17 protein-coding genes are annotated in these 19,278 nt (G+C 37.5%); 5 read left to right on the top strand and 12 right to left on the bottom strand.

Annotated features, from left to right (window positions below; translation table 11 throughout):
• Window positions 1-15: 15 nt before the first annotated feature.
• From KMW28_RS00880 to queA, 4 genes are all read right to left on the bottom strand, one after another.
• On the bottom strand, window positions 16-1,266 hold the full coding sequence (locus KMW28_RS00880) for a dihydroorotase (protein WP_169664876.1): 1,251 nt from the start codon (window positions 1,264-1,266) through the stop codon (window positions 16-18).
• Between the two features lie 178 nt (window positions 1,267-1,444).
• Window positions 1,445-1,852: an ATP-binding protein gene (locus KMW28_RS00875; protein ID WP_066210933.1), complete on the bottom strand. Its 408-nt coding sequence runs from the start codon at window positions 1,850-1,852 to the stop codon at window positions 1,445-1,447.
• Between the two features lie 8 nt (window positions 1,853-1,860).
• Complete coding sequence (locus tag KMW28_RS00870; RefSeq protein WP_066210935.1) at window positions 1,861-2,202, bottom strand: STAS domain-containing protein; 342 nt, start codon at window positions 2,200-2,202, stop codon at window positions 1,861-1,863.
• Window positions 2,203-2,431: 229 nt separating this feature from the next.
• The gene (gene queA / locus KMW28_RS00865) at window positions 2,432-3,478 is read right to left on the bottom strand and encodes a tRNA preQ1(34) S-adenosylmethionine ribosyltransferase-isomerase QueA (RefSeq protein WP_066210937.1); all 1,047 of its coding nucleotides are present in this window, start codon (window positions 3,476-3,478) and stop codon (window positions 2,432-2,434) included.
• Between the two features lie 186 nt (window positions 3,479-3,664).
• Between queA and KMW28_RS00860 the strand changes: the two genes are divergently transcribed.
• Together KMW28_RS00860 and KMW28_RS00855 are read left to right on the top strand one after the other, a co-directional pair.
• Window positions 3,665-4,915 (top strand): ABC transporter permease, encoded by a 1,251-nt coding sequence (locus KMW28_RS00860; RefSeq protein ID WP_183363945.1) that lies wholly within the window; start codon window positions 3,665-3,667, stop codon window positions 4,913-4,915.
• A gap of 19 nt (window positions 4,916-4,934) precedes the next feature.
• Window positions 4,935-6,341, top strand: a complete 1,407-nt coding sequence (locus KMW28_RS00855; protein ID WP_169664877.1) for an ATP-dependent DNA helicase — start codon at window positions 4,935-4,937, stop codon at window positions 6,339-6,341.
• Here the strand turns inward: KMW28_RS00855 and KMW28_RS00850 are convergent, their stop codons facing one another.
• Both KMW28_RS00850 and KMW28_RS00845 read right to left on the bottom strand, forming a co-directional pair.
• On the bottom strand, window positions 6,342-7,118 hold the full coding sequence (locus KMW28_RS00850) for a cyclase family protein (RefSeq protein ID WP_169664878.1): 777 nt from the start codon (window positions 7,116-7,118) through the stop codon (window positions 6,342-6,344).
• Between the two features lie 213 nt (window positions 7,119-7,331).
• Complete coding sequence (locus tag KMW28_RS00845) at window positions 7,332-9,137, bottom strand: acyl-CoA dehydrogenase family protein (RefSeq protein WP_169664879.1); 1,806 nt, start codon at window positions 9,135-9,137, stop codon at window positions 7,332-7,334.
• Window positions 9,138-9,629: 492 nt separating this feature from the next.
• Here KMW28_RS00845 and KMW28_RS00840 point away from each other — a divergent pair, with 492 nt between their 5' ends.
• Window positions 9,630-11,234: a fumarate hydratase gene (locus KMW28_RS00840; protein WP_169664880.1), complete on the top strand. Its 1,605-nt coding sequence runs from the start codon at window positions 9,630-9,632 to the stop codon at window positions 11,232-11,234.
• Window positions 11,235-11,312: 78 nt separating this feature from the next.
• On the opposite strand, the gene KMW28_RS00835 is transcribed toward KMW28_RS00840, so the two are convergent.
• A complete protein-coding gene (locus KMW28_RS00835) occupies window positions 11,313-11,534 on the bottom strand; it encodes an XRE family transcriptional regulator (protein WP_183363944.1) in 222 nt (73 codons plus the stop codon).
• Between the two features lie 139 nt (window positions 11,535-11,673).
• Here KMW28_RS00835 and KMW28_RS00830 point away from each other — a divergent pair, with 139 nt between their 5' ends.
• Both KMW28_RS00830 and KMW28_RS00825 read left to right on the top strand, forming a co-directional pair.
• Entirely contained in the window at window positions 11,674-12,879 is a 1,206-nt protein-coding gene (locus KMW28_RS00830) for an erythromycin esterase family protein (protein ID WP_169664881.1), read from the top strand.
• A 178-nt stretch (window positions 12,880-13,057) separates the two neighbouring features.
• The gene (locus KMW28_RS00825) at window positions 13,058-15,115 is read left to right on the top strand and encodes a right-handed parallel beta-helix repeat-containing protein (RefSeq protein WP_169664882.1); all 2,058 of its coding nucleotides are present in this window, start codon (window positions 13,058-13,060) and stop codon (window positions 15,113-15,115) included.
• Between the two features lie 98 nt (window positions 15,116-15,213).
• Here the strand turns inward: KMW28_RS00825 and KMW28_RS00820 are convergent, their stop codons facing one another.
• The 5 genes from KMW28_RS00820 to KMW28_RS00800 all read right to left on the bottom strand — a co-directional run bounded on the left by KMW28_RS00820 (window position 15,214) and on the right by KMW28_RS00800 (window position 19,263).
• Window positions 15,214-15,900, bottom strand: a complete 687-nt coding sequence (locus KMW28_RS00820; RefSeq protein WP_169664883.1) for a TIGR00266 family protein — start codon at window positions 15,898-15,900, stop codon at window positions 15,214-15,216.
• A 3-nt stretch (window positions 15,901-15,903) separates the two neighbouring features.
• The gene (locus tag KMW28_RS00815) at window positions 15,904-16,605 is read right to left on the bottom strand and encodes a TIGR00266 family protein (RefSeq protein ID WP_066210960.1); all 702 of its coding nucleotides are present in this window, start codon (window positions 16,603-16,605) and stop codon (window positions 15,904-15,906) included.
• A 2-nt stretch (window positions 16,606-16,607) separates the two neighbouring features.
• On the bottom strand, window positions 16,608-17,267 hold the full coding sequence (locus tag KMW28_RS00810; protein ID WP_066210962.1) for a TIGR00266 family protein: 660 nt from the start codon (window positions 17,265-17,267) through the stop codon (window positions 16,608-16,610).
• Window positions 17,268-17,273: 6 nt separating this feature from the next.
• Window positions 17,274-18,413, bottom strand: coding sequence for a M48 family metallopeptidase (locus KMW28_RS00805; protein ID WP_169664884.1), 1,140 nt, complete (start codon window positions 18,411-18,413; stop codon window positions 17,274-17,276).
• A gap of 262 nt (window positions 18,414-18,675) precedes the next feature.
• On the bottom strand, window positions 18,676-19,263 hold the full coding sequence (locus tag KMW28_RS00800) for a 30S ribosomal protein S16 (protein WP_066210967.1): 588 nt from the start codon (window positions 19,261-19,263) through the stop codon (window positions 18,676-18,678).
• Between the last annotated feature and the right edge of the window lie 15 nt (window positions 19,264-19,278).

Raw genomic sequence — 19,278 nt, 5'->3', positions numbered from 1 at the left:
TTACGTTACAAAAGCTTAGTTAATCGTCCTAACTGCTTTTCCTGTAAATGTTTTTCCAATGAATGGTGAATTTAGAGATTTCGATTGAATGTCCTCTTTTGTAAATGTCCATTCTTGAGCTGGAGCAAATACCGTAAGACATGCTTTCTCTCCTTTTTCGATTTTTGGTGAGGCTAACTTTAAGATCTCTCTTGGAGTTGAAGTCATTTTTTCAACGATTAAGTCTACACCTACATCTGTTGGTTTGTTTGAAACAACATTAGCAAAAGCGGTTTCTAAACCAATGATACCGAAATCAGCTAAATCAAATTCTAATCGTTTTGACTCTGTATCATGTGGAGTATGAGATGATACAATCGCATCGATTGTTCCATCTTTGATACCTTCCCAAAGTGCATCAATATCTTTTTGAGCACGGAAAGGAGGCCATACTTTTTTGTTCGTATCAAAATCGCTTAATGCTTCATCTGTCATTGCCACCTGATGTGCAGCAATATCACAAGTAACATTAAGACCATCTGCTTTCGCCTTACGAATTAAGTCGACAGACTCTGCAGCGGATATATTAGCGAAGTGGATTCTACCACCTGTATACGTCAATAATGAGATTAATTTCTGAATGCCCAACCACTCAGCGATGTTAGGAATACCTCTTGTTCCCATCAAAGTACTTGGTACGCCTTCGTTCATGTGTCCATCCATATCCAATGTTTTCTCATTAGCCATTTCTACCAACAAGCCATCGAACTTTTGCATGTACATAATCGCCCTTTTCACCACACCTAGGTGCCATGAATGATGAATACCATCTGTAAAAGCGACTGCACCTGCTTCATGCATATCGATCAACTCGTTCATCTCCTCGCCTTTTGTATTTTTAGTTAAGGCACCCATCGGATGGATATTTACTGGAGCAAAAGCACTCATTTGTTTTACAAAGTGAATACTTTCTTTGGATTGAATGGTCGGATTGGTGTTTGGAAGGGTAGCAACATCGGTAAAACCTCCGAATTCAGCTGCTTTACAAAGTGATGCAATGTCTTCTTTGTGTTCATCACCCGGCTCATTTAATGTCGCACGCATATCTACCCAACCTGTAGAAACCCAAAGGTTGTCGCCTTCGATGACTTCTGCAGAAGATGCAGTAATTGGTGATTCGGATATATCAGAAATTTGTCCGTCTTTAACGAGGATGTTAACGACTTTTTGATGAAACGGGGAAGCTGAATTTGATACTCTAACTTTGTTGAGCAATATTTCTTTCATGATGTTGTTACTCAAAATACAGAAATTAAAACTGGCTACATTCTATATAAGCATTTGATAAAAATTAGCTTAGTTTGAGTAGTAACCTCACAAATGTAGTGTGTAAAACGGATTTAGAAAAAATTAAAACATAAAAAAAGAGACACTTTATAAAAGTATCTCTTCTTTTTAGATTTGTTCAAAGTTGTTTCACCAAACGGCAGACTTGAAAGTTACCATCTTGGACAACATGAACAGCATCCATAATATTTTTTACGAGTCTTAAGCCCATACCGCCTTTGCGGTGCTGCTTAATAACATCAGTAATTTCAGGGGAGTGATATGTTTTAATATCGAAGGCATCGCCACCATCTTTAATTTCAATAATCACTTCATTTTCAGAAGTATTAAATACAGAAACTTGAATTTCTTTTGATGGATCACAGCTATTAGAATGAATCATTCTATTGGCACAAACTTCGTCAACGGCAACAACAATCATGTCCCTCTGTGCATGAGGTACGCTGTATTCATCCAATGACGAAAGTATAAACTCTCGTATTGTATGAAGATTGGTTGTTTCACAATTGACTTTTTTTGTAAACATTGCCTGTTTTAAAGTGTTTGGATGGCTTCTTCTTTATTAGAGGCCAAGTTTAAGAATTGGTCTACCCCTAAAATTTCAAAAACGCTTTTAATATTCTCTGCAACGTTAAACAATACCATAGAAATGTTTTTCAGTTGAACGTCATCTAGTCTTGATGTAAAAACGCCAATACCCGCAGAGGAGATGTAAGTTAATCCTACACAGTCTATTAGTAGCTTCGTTTCTCCATTATCAATGCATTGCTGTAACCTTGTATCTAACTCAACAGAAGAGCTAGCATCAAGCTCACCTACCACACTAATTAACGTGAAGTCACTTTCTTGTATAACATTAACGTCTACTTTGGTCATTATTTATACGGTTTTATAAAATTAAGGTTACCCTTTAATCTTATTTTTTTACAAATTTTCTAAATAAAAGAAACAAAGAGGACATTTATTACGTACTCTTTGCTTCTTATATTTTCTTGTTATCCTTAAAAAGTGCTCGAAAACCTTCTTTTTTTTAAAAAAAGTAGATTTATATCACTTAAATAAAAGATGTGCTTTTTAGTTGATAAACTTCTAAAATCAATAAAGATTAAAGAATCAACATGGCATCACCATAGCTAAGGAAACGATATTTTTCTTTGATTGCTTCTTCGTAAGCTCTCATTACTAAATCGTAACCGCCAAAAGCAGCAGCCATCATTAGTAAAGTTGATTTTGGCTTGTGGAAACCAGTGACCATAGAAGAAACGATTTTGAAGTCGTATGGAGGGAAGATAAATTTATCTGTCCAGCCCTCATTCGCTTTCAACATATTTGATGCTGATACTGATGTCTCCAATGAACGAAGAGCAGTAGTACCTACAGCACAAACATTTTTCTTTTCAGTTAATGCCTTATTTACTACGTCTACTGTTTCCTGACCAACGCTATATTGCTCAGAATCCATTTTGTGTTTTGTAAGGTCTTCTACATCTACATCTCTGAAAGCACCTAAGCCAACATGCAAAGTAATAGGAGTAATCTCTACAGATTTGATCTCCATTCTCTTTGCAATTTGAGGAGTAAAGTGTAAACCAGCTGATGGAGCAGCAACGGCACCTTTCTTCTCAGCAAAGATCGTTTGGTAACGCTCTCTGTCTGAAGGCTCCGCTTCACGAAGTAAGTCTTTAGGAATTGGAGTCTCTCCTAGTTCTTCGATAGTTTTGTAGAATTCCTCGTCTTCACCATCTACTAAGAAACGGATCGTACGGCCTCTTGAAGTTGTGTTATCGATAACTTCAGCAACTAAGCTACCATCACCAAAATAAAGTTTGTTACCTACACGGATTTTACGAGCAGGATCAACCAACACATCCCAAAGATGAGATTCTTTGTTTAGTTCACGTAACAAGAATACTTCGATTTTAGCACCTGTTTTCTCTTTATTTCCATAAAGACGAGCTGGGAAAACCTTAGTATCGTTCATTACCAAACAATCACCTTCGTCGAAATACTCTACGATGTCTTTGAACAATCTATGCTCGATTTCGCCTGTTTTACGATGAAGAACCATCAAACGAGCTTCATCTCTGTTTTCTACTGGATATTGTGCAATCAGATCTGATGGCAGATCAAATTGAAATTGGGATAGCTTCATGGAATGAAATTACGTATTATATTCTATCTAATTTTACGATATATCGCTTAACTTTTCTTGAATACACACAAAATGCGTACCTTGAAAATCAAGACGGTAAATTTAACAAATAAAGATCAGATAATCTCCAATCAATCAATAGATAAAGGATATATTATCTAAAAAATTTCCATTTTTTTCGAAATTATGCTTTTCATAAGACTGTTTTTTGAAAGTTTTCGCTTTGCAGTGAATGCTTTAAAAGAAAATGTACTCAGAACAATACTCTCACTTCTTGGTGTAACTGTTGGTATTTTTGCCATCATCGCCATCTTCACTCTAGTAGACGCTCTTAATAATAGTATTCAATCTTCACTATCGGTTTTTGGAGATAAAGTGATGTATGTGGGCAAATGGCCTTTTGCCTTCAACGAACCTAATTACCCTTGGTGGAAATATTACAGAAGACCAAGTCCAACCGTAAAAGAATATCAGTTTATTAAAGAAAACGGCAAGTGGGTAAAGCACGTGGCTATTTTTGAAGATAAAAGAGGCAAAACTTTCCAGTATAGAAACAACACCTTTGAAGATGGGACCATTTTCGGAACGTCTTACGAGTACAATAAAATCAACACTTCCACCATCGAACAAGGACGTTACTTTACAGTTAGTGAGTCTCAGAATGGTGTTCAGAATGCCATTATTGGTCATGGAGTAGCAGAACAATTGTTCCGACATGGTGATGCTATTGGAAAAACAATTAAAACTCAAGGACAAAAGTTTAAAGTCATTGGTGTTTTTGAGAAACAAGGAGAAAGTTTATTAAATACTCCTTCTAACGACAACTTGATTATGATTCCTTACAGTGCATTGGTAAAAATGTATGCATCTAAAGGAAACTATATTTCTCCACAGCTCATCGTAAAAGGCTTTGAAGAAGATGAAAATATGGAGGAAATTCAAGGTGAATTAAGAGGTTTATTACGACGATTTAGAGGTATTAGACCAAAAGAAGAAGATAACTTTGCTTTGAATAAAACGGACGCTATTGTCGAATTTATCGGCTCAGTAACAGGTGCTTTAAAGCTTGCTGGTGGTGTTATCGGTATGTTTTCTATCTTGGTGGGTGGCTTTAGTATTGCCAACATCATGTTTGTATCTGTAAAAGAAAGAACCTCACAAATAGGTATTCAAAAAGCGTTAGGGGCTAAAAATTACTTTATCCTCTTGCAGTTCCTTTGCGAAGCCATGTTTCTTAGTTTCTTCGGCGGTATTATGGGATTATTTCTCGTCTCCGGACTCTCCCTATTCTCCACTGAATCTTTCCAAATTTCATTAAACTTTCAAAATTTAATTGTCGGATTATTTATTTCTGCACTTGTTGGTGTAATTTCGGGTATCGCTCCTGCTATTTCAGCTTCAAGAATGGATCCTGTAGAAGCAATGCGAGCTTCATAACATAGAAATAATATCCCCAATGATCACCCCATCAGAAAGAATTAGTGCACAGTTTCCCTTTGAGCCGACCAACGGACAAAAGAAACTTTTTGAATTGATGGACCCTTTTCTTCTTGAAAAAAACAGAAGGAAAAATACTTTTGTACTTAAAGGATATGCCGGTACTGGTAAAACATCAGTCATCACGGCTTTATCAAATATTCTGCGTTTTTATAGTTATAAACCCCTTTTGTTAGCGCCCACAGGTCGTGCTGCAAAGGTGATGTCTTCTTATGCACAAAGAAAGGCGTTCACTATTCACCGTATCATTTATAAACAATCGGAAGATCCGGATACGGGAATGACCAGCTTCGAACGCACGAAGAATAATGCTGTCAATACCATTTTCATTGTGGATGAAGCGTCGATGATTGACGACCAATCTTATCCAGGTGGAGAAGGGCTGCTTACTTCCTTAATCAATTATGTTTTTCAGGATCTCAAAGCCAACAACAAACTGATATTGATTGGAGATATTGCGCAGCTTCCACCGGTAAAGCAAGAAATCAGCCCTGCATTGGACGAAATATATCTTCAAAATGTACATCACTTAAATCTGATTGGGCTTGAACTCACAGAAGTGGTTCGTCAGGCATCGGAATCGGGGATCTTATATAATGCTACTCAGCTTAGAAATTGCCTTCAAACAGATCAACAAATAAAATTCAATACTTCTGCTTTTAAAGACATCTTTAAGATGGGAACGGATAAGCTAGAAGACGGATTATTGTATGGTTATAATAAATATGGGACTGAAAATACAGTGATCATTACACGATCCAACCGAGCAGCTACTCAATACAATCAGTACATCAGAAGGCAAATACATTATAGGGAAGACGAACTAGATGCCGGCGATTATTTGATGATCGTCCGTAATAATTATTTCTGGTTGGATGATGATTCCCCTGCCGGTTTCCTTGCCAATGGAGAGTTTATAGAGGTTTCTAGAGTAGGCGGAATTGAAGAGCGTTATGGTTTACGATTCTGTGATATCCGTTTCAGATTGTTGGATTATGAAAACCATCCTCAAGTGGAAGCAAAGATTATTTTAGATACACTTCACTCCTTTACTCCTCAGTTGGACCAAGAAGAGAATCGTTCGCTTTTTCATCAAGTAGTAGAAGAGTACGAAAGTGTGGAAAACCCGAAAGCACGAAATAAAATGATCCGAGAAGATCCTTACTTAAATGCACTTCAAGTGAAGTTTTCTTATGCCCTCACTTGCCATAAAGCACAAGGTGGACAATGGGATGCTATTTTTGTGGATTGCGGATTTTTAAGAGACGATATGATCAACTCCGACTTTGTTCGTTGGCAATATACAGCGTTAACCAGAGCAAAATCAGAGTTGTTTTTAATGAACTACCCGGAGAGGTTTTTCTAATTAATAAGGCCTATCTTCCTCAATCATCGCCACTACTCGAGCGGGTGCTGCCGATGCTCCCACAATTTTCAATGGAAAAACAGCCACTTTAAAACCGTTATAAGGAAGAGCTCCTAAGTTGACCAACTGTTCCATATGACAATACTCTTTTTCCTGTCCCACTAAATGTGCTTCCCAAAACAATTCAGAATTCCCCGACTCTTTTGCTTTCTGCATTTGATAAGGCAGAGGTAAATCCCATCCCCAAGAATCGATACCCATTACTTTTATTCCTTTATCAATAAGGTAGTGTGTTGCTTCCGCACTCATTCCTGTGCCTACCTTATGGAAATTTTCAGTACCATTAAATTTATCTCGACCTGTCTTGATCAAGACAATCATTCCCTCTTTGATTTCCAATTGATTTTTTAAGAGAAAAGTTTCGATATCAGCAACTGTAATTGGGTCGAAATCTTCTTTGTGTTCCATGTCTATCACCAAACCGTCTCCATAGCACCAATCCAAAGGAACTTCATCAATTGTTTTGGCTTTTTGACCAGCTACTGTTGGAGAATAGTGCCAAGGAGCGTCGATATGCGTAGTAGAATGCACACCCATTTTTTCGATGGTATCATCTGCCCATCCATCAAATCCTTTAGGAAATAAATTGAAAGGCAATCCTAAAAGGCGAATCAACCACTTGGCTTTTTTATGGGGTTTATGTTTGATTTTTACACGCATAAACCATGGATCTTTTTTATTGAATTTAATTGGTTTAGAGAGATCGACAATTTTCATAACTGAGTTTATTTGTAGCGAGAAATATTAAAATGAGATACGCAAAAGGAAATATCAATTGATAATTCACTGATTATGACCTTCTCAGAAAGAAAATAGCTGCAATAAAAAAGCCAACCCGAATCGAGTTGGCTTTTTCATCATGTAACCAAGTATTTAATCGTCCTATTTCATCAATACGAATATTGATAAAAAGTTTTATGTGTACGCTGATTAGATAATGAAGAAAGGATAAGCTTCTTTCTCAATAACTGCGTCAGCTAATTCACGTCTTAACATGTGTACGTTTTCTAAATCGTACTTAGTGAAACGCTTCAAGCCCATCAACATTACTTTTTGTTCGTCTCCAGTAGCGATACCACCGATTGCTTCTCTACCAGCAGTAGCGATTACTTCAGCAGCTTCTCTAATGAATACTTTTGCGATGTTGATTTGTTGCTTACAAGCTTCCTCACCTTTGTCTTCTACCATCTTCTCTGTACGAAGAATTGTAGATTCTGCAGCGTAGATTTGAATTAACATATCCGCTACATTCATCAAGATCTCTTGTTGATCGTTGATTTTCGCTTCGAACACTTGAACTGCTCTACCTGCTACCATCAATGCTGCTTTTTTCAGACGCTTTAAGATGTCTTTTTCAACATTAAATAAGATAGACGTATCAATTGTTTCGAATGATGGCACTGATGTCAACTCTTTTGCAACATCCATAGCAGGAGAAACAATGTCCAACTCGCCTTTCATAGCTCGTTTGATCATCATACCTACAAGAAGCATTCTGTTGATCTCGTTTGTACCTTCATAAATTCTAGAAATACGGGCATCTCTATAGGCTCTTTCCACAGGAGCTTCTGCTGAGAATCCCATACCTCCATATACTTGAACACCTTCATCCACTACGAAATCCAGTACCTCAGAACCAAATACTTTGAGGATAGCACACTCTATGGCAAATTGCTCTACTCCTTTTAATTTGGCTTTTGCTTCGTCCATACCGCCCACTAATAAATCTTCGGTATGGTCTTCTATATTTTGACCTGCTCTATAACACATCGACTCAATCACATAAGTCTTTGTCGTCATCTGAGCTAGTTTTTGCTTGATTGCACCGAAATTGGCAATTGGCTGCTTGAACTGCTTACGCTCCTTAGCATAAGTTGTGGCATAATTAATTACTGCACGACATCCACCTAATACACCAGCACCTAGTTTTGCACGACCAATGTTTAGTATGTTTACAGCGATTTTAAAACCATTACCTCTTTCTGATAACATATTTTCCACAGGTACTTTACAGTCTGTGAAGAATACCTGACGAGTAGAAGAACCTTTGATACCTAATTTTTCTTCCTCTTCGTTCATTGTAATACCACCGAACGACTTCTCTACGATGAATGCAGTATGATTTTTATCGTCTTCAATTTTTGCGAATACGATAAATAGATCTGCAAAACCTGCGTTAGAAATCCACATTTTTTGACCTGTCAATAGGTAATGTGAACCATCGTCTGATAAAACTGCTTTCGTTTTTCCGGAGTTCGCATCTGATCCTGCATCAGGTTCAGTCAATGCATAGGCTGCTGCCCATTCTCCAGAAGCTAGTAGTGGTAAGTATTTGTCTTTTTGAGCATCGTTTCCATAATACATGATTGGTAATGTACCAATACCTGTATGTGCTCCATAAGTTGTAGAGAATGAACCTGCTTCTCCAAAAACATCGGCGATTAACATAGAAGTATTAAAGCTCATGCCTAATCCTCCTTTTTCTTCTGGTACCGAAATACCTAAAAGACCTAATTCGCCTGCTTTCTTAAAAATGTTTTCTACCAATTCCCAATCGTGCCCATCAATTTTCTTAGAGTTGGGAGTAATTTCAGTATCGATAAAATCTTTAGTGGCTTGCGCCATCATTACCTGTTCTTCAGAAAATTCCTCGGGAGTAAAAATTTCATTCGCTTCAGATTCACGAATCAGAAATTCTCCTCCTTTGATTGCTTTCTTATTGGTTACAGTGTTCATAATTCTAAAATGTAAATTTTTATAGTGTTGTTTTTCTTTGGTGATTGAACCTTTAGAAGGTCAAAATAGATATTCACTGAGAGTTATTTCCATTTTGACCTTGTCCAAAGTTTCACACGGTTATGTTTGTGTTATTTATTGGTCAAGACATCAAAATGTCGATATCATACTGCTTTATAGAAGTGATCATTCACTTATTAATGTATGCAAGCATAACATCTATTTTCAAATATATGTAAAAATATTATGCAAGCATAACAAAAGAGAAAAAAATGTTGAAATAACGTTTATTTTTTTTTGAATGTGCTTTAATAACAATTATCACATAAGAATGATTCTATTAATTATTAGAATCATTTAAATCTATTTTATAATTATGACTTATCTCACTATTGCTGTGAAACTCGTTGTGTATTTTTGTAGGGCTTGAACACATGCGAGTTATACAAAAACAAACAAGCGTTTATCACAAGGAATTATAACATTAGAATCATGAGCGAATTTTTCTATCAAAAACCATTTCCTTTAAAAGGAGATGACACAAAGTATAGATTACTAACAAAAGATTATGTTTCAACAATCGAAGTTGACGGTCGTAAATTTTTAAAAGTTGATCCTAAAGGATTGGAAATGCTTTCTCAAGAAGCAATGGCAGATGTTTCTTTCTACTTAAGAACTGCCCATTTAGAGAAAGTAGCTAAGATCTTGGACGATCCTGAAGCTTCAGACAACGATCGTTTTGTTGCACGTACTTTGTTAGAGAACGCAGCTGTAGCAGCTGAAGGACAATTACCATCTTGCCAAGATACGGGTACAGCTATCGTAATGGGTAAGAAAGGTGAGAGTGTAATAACAGGTGCTAACGATGCGGAGCATTTGTCTCGTGGTATCTACGAAACATACAAAGAAAGAAACTTACGTTATTCTCAGGTAGTGCCTTTAACTATGACTGAGGAGAAAAACACAGGAACTAACCTTCCTGCACAAATAGATATTTACTCTGAGCAAGGTAACTCTTATGAGTTCTTGTTTATGGCAAAAGGTGGTGGATCTGCCAACAAAACTTTCTTGTACCAACAAACTAAGGCTTTATTAAACGACGAAAGCTTAACGGCATTTGTAAAAGAAAAACTAAAGTCAATTGGTACTGCAGCTTGTCCTCCTTATCACTTAGCATTTGTAGTGGGTGGTACTTCTGCTGAAGCAAACATGGCGACAGTGAAAAAAGCATCCGCTGGATATTACGACAACCTACCTACTGAAGGTAATATGGGTGGTCAGGCTTTCCGTGATGTGGAGTGGGAAGAAAAAATCCAAAAGATCTGTCAAGAAAGCTTGATCGGTGCACAATTCGGTGGTAAATACTTTACACACGATGTAAAAGTAATCCGTTTGCCTCGTCACGCTGCATCTTGTCCAGTAGGTATTGGCGTTTCTTGTTCTGCGGATAGAAACATCAAAGCAAAAATCAACGAAGACGGTATCTGGTTAGAAGAACTAGAAAGAAATCCACGTCGTTTGATCCCTACTGAGTCTGCTGCAATGGCTGATCCTATCGATATCGATTTGGACAGACCTATGGAAGAAGTATTGGCTGAATTGACAAAATACCCAATCAAGACACGTTTGAACTTGAAAGGTACGTTGATCGTGGCTCGTGACATTGCTCACGCTCGTATCAAGCAAATGTTGGACAACGGTGAGGAAATGCCTGAGTACTTCAAAAACCACCCAGTATATTATGCTGGTCCTGCAAAAACTCCAGAAGGAATGCCTTCAGGATCATTCGGGCCAACAACTGCAGGTAGAATGGACCCTTATGTTGGACCATTCCAAGCAAAACGTGGTTCTATGATTATGCTAGCAAAAGGTAACCGTTCGCAACAAGTAACAGATGCTTGTAACGAACACGGTGGATTCTACTTAGGATCGATCGGTGGTCCTGCTGCAATTTTAGCAAAAGAGAACATTAAGTCGGTAGAAGTGGTTGACTTCGAAGAGTTAGGAATGGAAGCGGTTCGTAAGATCGAAATCGAAAACTTCCCTGCCTTCATTATTGTTGACGACAAAGGAAACGACTTCTTTGCTGAACTTTAATATCTGTATTAATCCGCACTAGCGATTACATAGATTTCAAAAAATTAATCCCTCATGACTTCGGTGATGAGGGATTTTTTATTTATCATTTTCTAATTTAAGTACCTCTATTTCTTCAGTCAAACTATTTTTATTAAAACTATAATGGATCTTATCATACTTTTCTACAGCATCAGTATATAGCATCAATTCAATATAATTTGGATCATTTTCATTTGTATTATCACCAACTAAATCAACAAATTGATCTATCTTTTTTGAACAGATATCGTACTGTTCTTCATTTTTTATTTCGAACATGATTATCATTTTTTAATGTATTTATAATAGTCATAATTCATTAAAATTCAACACATCTAAAACACTTTTAAATCAAACTAATTTAGATTATCTCGTGTCTTAAACTACAGAAACTAAAATTCACTTCAATATTTTTATCATGACATTAAGACTTACTCTACTCTTTGCACTTATCGCACATGTATTGTTTGGTCAGAAAGACATCAAAAACTATGTTCTCGACAACACTAGCCCCATCACATCATTTGATTTTGATCAGGAAGATTATTCCGACCTAGAAGCAATCAAGAACTCCATTGGTGATGCTAAAGTGGTTATGCTTGGAGAACAAGACCACGGAGATGCCAATACCTTTAAAATGAAAAGTCGTTTAGTGAAATACCTTCACGAAGAACTTGGGTTCAATATCATTGCCTTCGAAAGTAACTTCTATGGTATGCAGAAAAACTTCGAAGAAGATCCACAAAATTTCGAAGCAGCCAAGGATAAAATATTCCAAATTTGGACCAAATGCGAAGAGTGTCAGTCGACCTTCAATTATATAAAAGACACGTATTCCTCAGACCAACCATTATACATGACCGGCGTTGACGTTCGTCGATATGATGCCCATCCAAAAGGTGTTTATTCAGAAGATTTTGATCGTTTTTTATCAGACAATAGCATTGAAATTGAAGACAAGAAACGATTTATTGATATTCTTGATGAGTTGTATAAGAATGAATACGACTCAAAAGCTACGGAAGAAGATCGATCATTCTTTTTCACTACTCTAAAATCAATTGATCAACAGTATAGCAAAGATGATTTCATGAAGCAGGAATTACAGAACCTAAACGGATATGCTGAGAATTCTTGGTTGATCAACTTCAAAAAGGAGTTTTCTAAAAATAGCACCTATACATACCGTGATGTTCAAATGGCCAATAACTTAATTTGGCTCTCTCAAAAACGTTTTCCGAATGAGAAAATAATTGTTTGGGCTGCCAGTATGCATACAGCAAAAAGTCATTTAAAACATCACAGTTCCCTTGGTCTCATGACCTACAAAACTCTAGGAAATGAGATGTACACACTAGGTTTTACTTGTTACAAAGGACAAGCAGGTAGAATTAAAAGTGAACCTTACAACATCAGAAAACCTGCGAAAAACTCTTTTGAACAGTGGCTTTCCGACTCAAAATATACATTATCATTTACCGATTTTACAGAATATAAAGGTAAAGCAAAGTATTTTTCTATGAAGGGATTAGTGAATACTCCTTATCGAATGAGATGGACTGAAGTCTACGATGGAGTCATCTACATAGAAGAACAACTCCCTTGTACTGCCCTAGTTAAATGATACTACAACAAGGGTAAATGCATGATTCTGCATTGAGATACACCCTGTTTTACATTTACCACCTCTTTTAAATCATTTCTTTAACTCTATCTCTATCTGATATTCAATAGCTTGCATCAAGCTCTTAGTGGTAATACTTTCAAAAGTCAATTACCCTCGAATATTAAAATAGTATGTGATGAAAGAAATGATTTTTAAGTTCCTACTGATCTTCCTCTCAACTTCCGTTTGGGGACAAGTTCAATTGGAAAGTGCGATGGAAAAGGCCAATTCGGTTCCCATTAGCAACGAAGTACCCTTAACTCCAAATAATTTTAAGTTTGCTGATGTTGTTACCAACAATCAGATCAAATACAAACCTTCTTTTAAATTTAAAAGAACCATCTATGTAGACGCTAAAGACGGTAATGATAAGAACAACGGTTTAAGCAAAAAGAAAGCGATTAAAAGTTTAGCTCAGCTAGTTAAACTAAAGGTTAATTTTGGAGATCAGATTCTTTTAAAAGGAAATCAAGAACACTTTGGTAGTATTGATTTGATTAATCTGAATACCTCATCAAAAAATATCAATCGCATTCATGTTGGCAGTTATGGTGATGGTAAAGCGACCATCAACTTTAAAGGTTACCCTGCAGGTATTTGGGTTCAGAATACTTCCAATGTATTGATATCAGATTTAAAAATGACGGGAAATGGAGGTCCTGAAAATGGCACTTTCATGTACAATAAAAACGAGAAACGTTTAAACCAACGTTATGCCATCAGAATACTATCCGATAATTCACATACGCATAGTTTAATGGAGAACTTCTTAGTATATAATGTGGATATCGAAGATGTATACCTATTAAATAAAGCGGAAACTTCGCGTGCTTGTAGACAATGGAATATGAACGACGACGCTGGTTGGGGATGGGGAGTCTTTGGTCAGGTACATCAAAAAGGAAAAGGGATTCGTAATGTAGCGGTACAGCATGTCACAGTCAAAAATGTGAGTCAAATGGGTATTCGCTTTAAAGGAAACGGTAAAATTGATGGTTCTCTAAAGCATAATGTGGATGATGTACGTATTGAACATTGTACGGTGTATCAGGCCGGCGGTCCTGGAATGCAGTTCAACAGATGCAATAATAGTCATTTAAAATATAGCCGAATTACAGAGTCGGGAAATAGAAATGACACACGTAAATGGGGTCGCGGTAGCGGTATGTGGACTTGGGGATTACAGAACTTCTTGTTCGAACACAATGTCTTCGAAGGAGCTCAAGGAATTGCCGATTCTTGTGGTGCGCATATCGATTTTAACTGTAAAAACGTGGTGCTTCAGCATTGCCTGAGTCGTTATAATGCGGGTGGTTTTATTGAGATACTTGGACTCAACTACAATTGTTCGTATCGATTTAATGTCAGCATAAATGATGGTTGGAGAAATATTAAGGATCCTCATCAAAAGTTCTGGGGAAAAGTAGGGACGCCCGGAGCGATTGTGACGGTGAATGGTCATAATCATAAGAAAAAGTATTTGGGACCTTATCAGACGTACATTTATAATAACACCATCATCAATACGATTGCTGGAAATAAACCTTATACCAACCCGAATGTATTCAATATTTCCACTTCTAATGAAGGGCTTGTGATGATGAACAACTTATTCTGGTTAGAAGAAAAAACAAGCAGCGGTTGGTCAATGCACCGTTGGAAAGATGGGGAAGCATATGATGCTGCTTTTGATTTTATGATTTCAAAAGAAGCAAAAGAAGGAGCAAAAGCAGGCAAAGGATTTGATGGTTCTGTGATGGCCAACATCCGTCCGATGAATCAAAAAGAATTGGACAAAATGGAATTGATCATGAGAAACAATATCTACCGACTGTACAATGCCGATGGTAAAGATAAATTCTCGGCTGTTGAAAATGCATTGGCTGACGGATATTGGGATGAAAAAGCCTTAGGCGGTCTACCTGAATTCGAAAACGAAAATGGTTCTGAGGCCAAAGACTATGTGCCAAAGAACAATAACTTGATATATCAAGGAGAAGCGATTCCAAAATTAAAATCAGATAAAACGGAAAAAGGAATTTATTATGGAGGACTGGAAGTGAAAACTGACTTCTTTGGCAATCCTATCAAAGGAAATATTATCGGAGCAATTGTTCCCAATGCACCTTTGAGAGATTGGTCTCAATTGATTCAAGAAAATGATAAAGTAGATGATCAGAAAGTGGTACAATAACCTGATCGACTTTTGATGATATTTTGATGTGGACTACTTATAAAAAAATCCATCTGATTGCTCGGATGGATTTTTTGTATCATTAAATTTATGAGCGATTAACTCTTACTCTTCACCGGACGATACGGATGTACCCAACTTGTAAATGGACCTATCTTTCTCGTTTGAATCCACACTTTACCCTTTCCAGAGAAACGGCAAACAAAGCCTTCGCCAGAGAAGAAAAGTGATTTATAACCTCCCACTTTTGAGATATTATAATCCAAACCTTCTGTAAATGCTACAATGTGACCTGTGTCGACTACATAGCCGTCTTCTACATCAATTTCTATGATTCCACCATAAGAGTTGAACCAAAGATCTCCTGTTCCCGAACATTTTATCAAGAACAAGCTTTCGCCAGAGAAGAAGCCTTTTGTTAACCCTTGGAATTTTGTTTCTACTTCAACACTCATTGCCGAAGCTACAAAAGCAGAATTCTGAAGGTAAATCGATTCATTCTCTAAATACACATGTTCCACATCGCCTGGTGCACCTGGAGCAATTTGAATATCTCCTGCACCGTTCTTTGCCTCAAACTCATTAATGAAAAGCGATTCTCCAGAGAAAATCCTACCGAATCCACCTTTCATTTTCGTATGCATTTCGATGTTGGTATCCATCGTTGCCATGGCCGACGCTTCTACTTTTATTTTTTCTCCCGATGGGATATTGACTGTGATAAAACCAAAATCAGGTTTACAGTCAAATCTAAAATCTAATCCTTTTTTATCTTCTGTAAGCATGATCTATCTTGGTCTTAATGTTGGTCCTAAAATTTGTCCGAATGAACTTGGGTTATGCGATTGTACCCAAACAGTTCCTTTTCCTTTAAACTTACACACCAAGCCTTCTCCACCAAGGAATGAACTCACCCAGCTTTGTCCAGCTTTAGTTACTTCAAAGTCAAGTGTCTCTTCAAAAGCGACGATATGTCCTGTATCTACGATATAGTCACCATCGATTTCTATCGGATAAATCGCTCCATAAGAATTGAAAATGACAGTACCCTGACCATTTAAATTCAACCAAAAAGCACTTTCTCCTGAGAAGAAACTTTTAAAGCCCTGCCAGTTAAAATCTACTTCGATATCTGGTGATGAAGCCACGTAGGAACCTGCTTGAACGACTAATCCTTCTCCGCTCAACTCATGCGTCATCATATCACCTGCTAGGGTCGCACTTAACCATACAGTACCGCCCTCGTTTCCTGCCGAATAGTGATTTAAGAAAAAGCTTTCGCCCGACAGCATTCTTTTTAGACCTTTCATAATACCACCTCCACTTTTCTTATGTGTAGTGGTTGTCATTGTAATGGATGGACTCATGGCAATCATTGCTCCTGCCTCGGCAGTAAAATGTTGTCCAGGCTCCAAATCTATTTTAACAGCTGATGCCCCTGGCCCCAACTGAATCTCTGTCTTTAATGATGTATTCAATAGTTCTGCCATGATTATAAGTTTCTATTTACCCATGATGTCATCCCAGACAAACTTCTTGTCTGAATAAAAATCTTACCTGAACCTTCCACTCTTGTGACTAACCCCTCACCTCCAAATAGAGAAGAGAAAATACCACCAGACAATTGAGGCTTCAGTTTCATACCTGGCTCGTAACCGACCAAGTGACTTGTATCGACAATAAATTCGCCACTTACTTCTCTTTCGATTAAACCACCGAAAGCACCAAAAATGACTTTTCCATGTCCAGATACCATCAATTTAAATAGACCTTCACCGCCTATCCAAGAACCAATACCGGCATATTTTACACCCAATTTCACATCTGGTGTAGAAGCGATATAAGCGCCTTGCTGTAAACAGAAACTTTCTCCATTTAGCTCCTTCACCTCCATATCTCCAGGTGTCGGTTGCGTAATAGTTAAAGTAAGCGGCTCAGAAGTGTTGTTGGTAAAACGGTTGACAAAAAGTGTTTCGCCACCAAAGATTTTTTTAAGTACGGCGTTAAAAAATCCTCCGTTTAGTTCGGCAGTCATATCAAGTTGAGCAGACATACTTGACATCGCATCCGATTCTGCGACAAACGACTCCCCGGGTTCAATCGTTACATGAACATGGGCAAAAGCAGGTTTGCCTTTAACATCTAAATTCATAAAAATCTAATTAGTTGTTAGTAATACACCCTCTTTAAAATCGTCGTAATTCGATTGGAAAGAGATATAGTTATTTTCTTTTTTATCTTCAATCTGTTCTTTCAGATCATTAATTCTATCTGGAGTAGAAGGATGTGTAGACACAAACTGAAGCAAACTATCGATTTGAGTCATTTCGTGTTTCTCATCCAACATTTCAAAAAATTGAATCATACCTTCTGGATTGATTCTGCATTGCTGCAAGTAATTGATGCCCTGACTATCGGCTTCCTGTTCTAAAGTTCTTGAGTAAGCCGTAGTCTGTAATTCGAACATAGTATTGGCTAAGGTGGCCATTACAGCAGAACCATCACCTAAGAACAAGTAAACGATACTAAAAAAGCCAATTTTATCAATTGCTCCTCGAACATGGTGCCTTAAGGATACATGAGAGATTTCATGTGCCATCACTCCTGCCACTTCATCCCAAGAAGAGGCATTCTTTATCAAGCCTGAATTGATCATCACCTTTCCTCCAGGTAATGCAAAAGCATTTATAGAAGCATCTTCCACTAAGTACAATTCGATATTGAATCCTTCTGCTTCTACTTGATTTATTAAAGGTTGAAGTTCATTCCCCAACACCCCAATCAAAGAATCGTTTTCGATAAATGTATATTCCTTTTTGATGGATTCGAAAAGCTCATCTCCCATTTGTTCTTCCCAGGAGATGGGGACATTTCGAGCGGCCATTTTAACGATACTATCTTTAAATAGATAAAAACTTGTGATGATGATCAGACAAATACTAAGGAACAAGGCTGCTCCCCTATAAAGATTAGTCAGTGCAAACTTCGTCTTCTTGATATGTTCCCGAAAACGTGGATCACTTATCAAGAAGTCGTCTTTAAGAATAGATTTGTCCTTTGTATAGAAGGAAATATCTTTCTCTTTTCTCGATTTGAAAAAGATAAACTGGCCTGAGGCTCCACCTGCTTCAATTTCTAACTCAGCAAAAGGAATAGCATAATAGAAATCGCCTGCTTGGATATCCACTTTCTGAGATCCAAAACGTACGTCTCCTTGTTGTCTTCCTGTTGGTAATTGAGGATGAATCAAGATGGCTTTGTAAGAGGTAGAATTAGTCTTGTTAGTTATTGTTGGCATTAAATAAGTAATTATTTACCCATTCAAGTTATGTGATAAAATTGATAATTCCCAACGATATAAATAAAGAAGATTGTGCTTTACTATGTACCGACGTTGCAGTGCAACGTCCCACGAACCATATTACAAGAAACAATTGGGCATAAAGAAGCCCTACGCTTGGGAGGCGTAGGGCAAATATTTTCGATTTGGAGATTACGTAAACCTAGTTTACGGGGTAAATACGAGGGCATTTACCTTCGACTTAAGATTTGTGCTGGAATTACTCAGCAGACTCTTCTTCAGTAGCTTCGCCTTCAGCAGCAGCTTCTTCACCTGATTCCTCAGTTGAAGCTTCAGCAGCCTCAGCAGCTTCTTTTTCAGCTTGAGCAGCAGCGGCAGCAGCAAGAGCTTCAGCCTCAGCTTTTTTCTCAGCTTCTTCAGCAGCTTTACGAGCAGCAACACCTGCTTCTAATTCTGCTTTAACAGCAGCTTCAGCAGCAGCTTTCTTTGCTTCTAACTCAGCAGCGTAAGCAGAAGATCTCTCTGACATCCATGCATCAAAAAGTTTATCAGCTTCCTCTTGAGTTTTAGCGCCTTTGTTCACACCTACTTGAAGGTGTTTCTTGTACATTGCACCTGCTTTTGAAAGAACAGTACGAGCAGTGTCAGTAGGCTGAGCACCTTTCAATAACCATTCTGCTGCAGCTACAGCGTCAATGTTGATAGTTGCAGGTTCAGTGTTAGGGTTGAAAGTACCTAACTTCTCAATAAAACGACCATCACGAGGAGATCTTGAGTCTGCTACTACTACATTGTAAATAGGCTTTCTCTTACGGCCACGACGAGCCAAACGAATTTTTACTGCCATTTTAATTTAGCATTT

Origin of the sequence: Flammeovirga yaeyamensis (genome assembly GCF_018736045.1) — a bacterium.
Taxonomy (GTDB): domain Bacteria; phylum Bacteroidota; class Bacteroidia; order Cytophagales; family Flammeovirgaceae; genus Flammeovirga; species Flammeovirga yaeyamensis.
This window is presented reverse-complemented; position numbering and strand designations above follow the sequence as displayed.

Excerpts from the sequence above, each read along its gene's own strand:
- KMW28_RS00880 (WP_169664876.1), bottom strand. The coding sequence starts at position 1,266 with ATGAAAGAAATATTGCTCAACAAAGTTAGAGTATCAAATTCAGCTTCC.
- KMW28_RS00875 (WP_066210933.1), bottom strand. The coding sequence starts at position 1,852 with ATGTTTACAAAAAAAGTCAATTGTGAAACAACCAATCTTCATACAATA.
- KMW28_RS00870 (WP_066210935.1), bottom strand. The coding sequence starts at position 2,202 with ATGACCAAAGTAGACGTTAATGTTATACAAGAAAGTGACTTCACGTTA.
- queA (WP_066210937.1), bottom strand. The coding sequence starts at position 3,478 with ATGAAGCTATCCCAATTTCAATTTGATCTGCCATCAGATCTGATTGCA.
- KMW28_RS00860 (WP_183363945.1), top strand. The coding sequence starts at position 3,665 with ATGCTTTTCATAAGACTGTTTTTTGAAAGTTTTCGCTTTGCAGTGAAT.
- KMW28_RS00855 (WP_169664877.1), top strand. The coding sequence starts at position 4,935 with ATGATCACCCCATCAGAAAGAATTAGTGCACAGTTTCCCTTTGAGCCG.
- KMW28_RS00850 (WP_169664878.1), bottom strand. The coding sequence starts at position 7,118 with ATGAAAATTGTCGATCTCTCTAAACCAATTAAATTCAATAAAAAAGAT.
- KMW28_RS00845 (WP_169664879.1), bottom strand. The coding sequence starts at position 9,137 with ATGAACACTGTAACCAATAAGAAAGCAATCAAAGGAGGAGAATTTCTG.
- KMW28_RS00840 (WP_169664880.1), top strand. The coding sequence starts at position 9,630 with ATGAGCGAATTTTTCTATCAAAAACCATTTCCTTTAAAAGGAGATGAC.
- KMW28_RS00835 (WP_183363944.1), bottom strand. The coding sequence starts at position 11,534 with ATGTTCGAAATAAAAAATGAAGAACAGTACGATATCTGTTCAAAAAAG.
- KMW28_RS00830 (WP_169664881.1), top strand. The coding sequence starts at position 11,674 with ATGACATTAAGACTTACTCTACTCTTTGCACTTATCGCACATGTATTG.
- KMW28_RS00825 (WP_169664882.1), top strand. The coding sequence starts at position 13,058 with ATGAAAGAAATGATTTTTAAGTTCCTACTGATCTTCCTCTCAACTTCC.
- KMW28_RS00820 (WP_169664883.1), bottom strand. The coding sequence starts at position 15,900 with ATGCTTACAGAAGATAAAAAAGGATTAGATTTTAGATTTGACTGTAAA.
- KMW28_RS00815 (WP_066210960.1), bottom strand. The coding sequence starts at position 16,605 with ATGGCAGAACTATTGAATACATCATTAAAGACAGAGATTCAGTTGGGG.
- KMW28_RS00810 (WP_066210962.1), bottom strand. The coding sequence starts at position 17,267 with ATGAATTTAGATGTTAAAGGCAAACCTGCTTTTGCCCATGTTCATGTA.
- KMW28_RS00805 (WP_169664884.1), bottom strand. The coding sequence starts at position 18,413 with ATGCCAACAATAACTAACAAGACTAATTCTACCTCTTACAAAGCCATC.
- KMW28_RS00800 (WP_066210967.1), bottom strand. The coding sequence starts at position 19,263 with ATGGCAGTAAAAATTCGTTTGGCTCGTCGTGGCCGTAAGAGAAAGCCT.